The sequence below is a fragment of the Mitsuaria sp. TWR114 genome (assembly GCF_007997345.1).
In genome coordinates this window covers 1-4411 of the sequence record NZ_VOSR01000559.1, presented here as the reverse complement: position 1 = coordinate 4411, position 4411 = coordinate 1, and the positions used below count along the sequence as shown (strand labels likewise).

Annotated in this window: 2 protein-coding genes and 1 pseudogene; 2 read left to right on the top strand and 1 reads right to left on the bottom strand. The window is 66.1% G+C overall.

Going from position 1 to position 4411, the window contains the following annotated elements:
- Nucleotides 1-624 (top strand): branched-chain amino acid ABC transporter substrate-binding protein (locus FUT87_RS19345; RefSeq protein WP_147242079.1); only part of this gene is annotated, 624 nt, incomplete at its 5' end.
- Between the two features lie 57 nt (nucleotides 625-681).
- On the opposite strand, the gene FUT87_RS19340 is transcribed toward FUT87_RS19345, so the two are convergent.
- Nucleotides 682-1524, bottom strand: a complete 843-nt coding sequence (locus tag FUT87_RS19340) for an isopenicillin N synthase family oxygenase (protein ID WP_147242078.1) — start codon at nucleotides 1522-1524, stop codon at nucleotides 682-684.
- A gap of 344 nt (nucleotides 1525-1868) precedes the next feature.
- On the opposite strand from FUT87_RS19340, the pseudogene FUT87_RS19335 reads away from it, so the two are divergent.
- Nucleotides 1869-4411 (top strand): annotated as a pseudogene (locus FUT87_RS19335) (2-oxoglutarate dehydrogenase E1 component); the annotation flags it as partial.

Genomic DNA, 4411 nt, shown 5'->3' with positions numbered 1-4411 from the left:
GTCATCGACGACCGCACCGCCTACGGCCAGGGCGTCGCCCAGGAGTTCACCGCCCAGGCCAACAAGCTGGGCCTGAAGGTGGTGGCCAAGGAATTCACCAACGACAAGGCGACCGACTTCAGCAGCATCCTGACCGCCGTCAAGGCCGCCAAGCCGGACGCCGTGTTCTACGGCGGCTACTCCGCGCAGGGCGGCCCGATGCTGCGCCAGATGCGCGGCCTGGGTATCACCGCGCCGCTGCTGGGCGGCGACGGCATCTGCTCGACGGAGACCGCGACGCTGTCGCAGATCACGACCGAGCTGAACGCCTACTGCACCCAGGGCGGCGCGCTGATCGACCGCAGCGACAAGGGCAAGAAGTTCCTCGAGAAGTACAAGGCCGAGTTCAAGCGCGATCCGCTGACCTATGCCGCGGCCTTCTACGACGGCGCCTACCTGCTGGCCGGTGCGATGGAAGCGACGCAGTCCACCGATCCGAAGAAGGTCGGCGAGCACCTGGCCAAGTCGAGCTACGCGGGCGTGGCCGGCGAGTACGCGTATGACGACAAGCACGACCTGAAGTCGTCCGCCGTCACCGTGTTCACCTTCAAGGGCAAGGACGTCGTGCCGCTCAAGAGCCTGTGATCTCTGGCTCCCTCTCCCGCTTGCGGGAGAGGGTAGGGGTGAGGGCCAGCGTCCTTGTCAGGCCTTCACGCCCAGTTCCCGCAGCCGTTCCTCGAGGTACTCGTGGGCGGTGTAGCGGTCCGACAGGACGACGTCCTCACGCGGATGCAGGAACAGCGGCAGCGACACGCGGCTCTTCTTCGCGCCTTCGCCGGTCGGGTTGACCACGCGGTGCTGCGTCGACGGGTAATAGCCCTGCGAGGCCTCCTGCAGCATGTCGCCGATGTTGATGATCAGCATGCCGAAGTCGCCGGGCACGTCGACCCACTCGCCATCCTTGCCCTGCACCTGCAGCCCCGGCTCGTTGGCCGCCGGCAGGATGGTCAGCAGGTTGATGTCGCCGTGCGCGGCCGCGCGCAGCGAGCCGGCCGGCTCACTCCCCGTCAGCGGCGGATACCGCAGCACCCGCAGCAGCGTCAGCCGGCTGTCCTTGATCATGTTGGACAGCGGCTCGCGATAGTTCTTCGCGATCTCGGCCGGCGTGTGCTTCTCCACCCACGACAGCAGCTCCGCCGCCAGGTCGTTGGCGATGCGGTAGTAGCGCATCGCATCGTCCTTCAGCGACGCCGGAATCCGCCCCCATGGATAGATGTGGAAGTACTCCTTGATGTCCTTCTGCGTGTGGCCCTTGGCGGTCTCCGAGATCTCGGTGGAGAAGTAGCCGTCCTGCGTCTCCTTGGAGAACGCCAGCTCATGCTTCTCGGTGCCATTGAAATAGGCCAGCCAGTCCGCGTAGATCTTCTCGACCAGGTCCTGGGGCAGGGGGTGATTCACCAGGACGCCGAAGCCTGTCTCGTGCAGGGAGCGGGTGAATTGCTCGGCCGCATCCGCGGCGCGGTAGTCGACGACTCGAACTTGCATGTGGGATCTCCTGTGGTCCCGGGCTGTCCGCCATTCAATGTCGGGGCGGTACGCCAGCGCGAAGTCTACTTCTATGGGCTATTGCATCGCAAACGTTTGTATGGTTTGGGCCGCCGCTCGATTGATTCAAGTCATGGACAGCCCGCACAACAATTGGGCGAACCCGCAACAGCGGCGGTATCAGCGTGGTGCTACAGTCCTGCGCTTGTGACTTCAGGTCCTTCCCGTCCCCTTTTCTGGCAACAGCAAAGGCGGGTCGCAATCCGCCAACCGGTCAAGCCGTGTCGCGGAAGGTTTGTTAACCAGCCGATAGCTCCGGAAGCCGGGGCAGAGGTGAGCGAAAGATGATGCAGCAATACAGCTCGAACTCCTATCTGTTCGGGGGCAATGCTCCCTACGTCGAGGAGATGTACGAGCAGTACCTCGACAACCCGGGCGCCGTGCCCGACAACTGGCGCGCCTACTTCGACGCGCTGCAGCACGTCCCCGCGGTGGACGGCAGCGACAAGCGCGACGTGGCGCATGCGCCGGTGATCGAGTCCTTCGCGCAGCGCGCCAAGGCCAACGCCTTCAACAACCAGGTGTCCTCCGCCGAGCTCGAAGTGGCCGGCAAGCAGGTGCACGTCCAGTCGCTGATCGCCGCGTATCGCACGCTGGGCTCGCGCTGGGCCGACCTGGACCCGCTCAAGCGCACCGAGCGTCCCAAGATTCCCGAGCTGGATCCCGCGTCCTACGGCCTGACCGAGGCCGACATGGACCGCACCTTCAGCGCGACCAACACCTACTTCACCAAGGCCGAGCGCATGACCCTGCGCGAGATCGTGCAGGCCTTGCGTGACACCTACTGCGGCTCCGTTGGCGCCGAGTTCATGCACGTCACCGAGCCGACCGAGAAGCGCTGGTGGCAGGAACGCCTGGAGGCGATCCGCAGCAAGCCGACCTACACGGCCGAGAAGAAGCAGCAGATCCTGGAGCGCCTGACCGCCGCCGAAGGCCTGGAGCGCTACCTGCACACGAAGTACGTCGGCCAGAAGCGCTTCTCGCTGGAAGGCGGCGAGAGCTTCATCGCCTCGATGGACGAGCTGGTCAAGTGCGCCGGCGTCAAGGGCGTGCAGGAGATCGTGATCGGCATGGCCCACCGCGGCCGCCTGAACGTGCTGGTCAACACCCTGGGCAAGATGCCCAAGGACCTGTTCGCCGAGTTCGACCACACCGCCCCCGAGGACCTCCCGTCCGGCGACGTGAAGTACCACCAGGGCTTCTCCAGCGACGTGACCACCCCCGGCGGCCCGGTCCACCTGAGCCTGGCCTTCAACCCCTCGCACCTGGAGATCGTGAACCCGGTCGTCGAGGGCTCGGTCAAGGCCCGCATGGACCGTCGCGGCGACAAGACCGGCGAGCAGGTGCTGCCCGTGCTGGTGCACGCGACGCGGCCTTCGCCGGCCAGGGCGTCGTGATGGAGACGCTGGCGCTGGCCCAGACCCGCGGCTACTACACCGGCGGCACGGTCCACATCGTCATCAACAACCAGATCGGCTTCACCACCAGCGACCCGCGCGACACCCGCTCGACGCTGTACTGCTCCGACGTCGTCAAGATGATCGAGGCCCCGGTGCTGCACGTGAACGGCGACGATCCGGAAGCGGTCGTGCTGTGCACGCAGCTGGCGTTGGAATACCGCCAGCAGTTCAAGAAGGACGTGGTCGTCGACATCGTCTGCTTCCGCAAGCTGGGCCACAACGAGCAGGACACGCCGGCGCTGACCCAGCCGCTGATGTACAAGAAGATCGGCCAGCACCCCGGCACGCGCAAGCTGTACGGCGAGAAGCTGGTGGCCCAGGGCGTCCTGCCCGCCGACGGTCCGGACGGCATGGTCAAGGCCTTCCGCGCCGCGATGGACGAAGGCCGTCACACCGTCGACCCGGTGCTGACCAACTTCAAGAGCAAGTACGCCACCGACTGGACCCCGTTCCTCGGCAAGAAGTGGACCGACAGCTGCGACACCGCGCTGCCGGTGGCCGAGTGGAAGCGCCTGTCCGAGAAGATCACCACGCTGCCGGCCGGCTTCAAGGCCCACACGCTGGTGGAGAAGGTCATCGCCGACCGCGCGGCCATGGGCCGCGGCGACATCAACGTCGACTGGGGCATGGGCGAGCACATGGCCTTCGCGTCGCTGGTGGCCTCGGGCTACCCGGTGCGCCTGTCCGGCGAGGACTGCGGCCGTGGCACCTTCACGCACCGCCACGCCGTGCTGCACGACCAGAACCGCGAGCGCTTCGACGAAGGCACCTACATCCCGCTGCAGAACGTCGCGGAAGGCCAGGCCCCGTTCGTCGTGATCGACTCGATCCTGTCGGAAGAGGCGGTGCTGGGCTTCGAGTACGGCTACGCCGCCGCCGATCCGCAGACGCTGACGATCTGGGAAGCCCAGTTCGGCGACTTCGTCAACGGCGCGCAGGTCGTCATCGACCAGTTCATCGCCTCCGGCGAAGTGAAGTGGGGCCGCGCCAACGGCCTGACGATGATGCTGCCGCACGGCTACGAAGGCCAGGGCCCCGAGCACAGCTCGGCCCGCCTGGAGCGCTTCATGCAGCTGGCCGCCGACAACAACATGCAGATCGTCCAGCCGACGAGCGCCTCGCAGATCTTCCATCTGCTGCGCCGCCAGATGCTGCGCATGTTCCGCAAGCCGCTGGTCATCCTGACGCCGAAGTCGCTGCTGCGCGCCAAGGACGCCACCTCGCCGGTGAGCGAGTTCACCAAGGGTGAGTTCCGCACCGTGATCGGCGAAGTGAACGCCGAGATCGACGCCAGCAAGGTCAAGCGCGTGATCGCCTGCTCGGGCAAGGTCGCCTACGACCTGATGAAGGCCCGCGGCGAGAAGAAG

Excerpts from the sequence above, each read along its gene's own strand:
- FUT87_RS19340 (WP_147242078.1), bottom strand. The coding sequence starts at position 1,524 with ATGCAAGTTCGAGTCGTCGACTACCGCGCCGCGGATGCGGCCGAGCAA.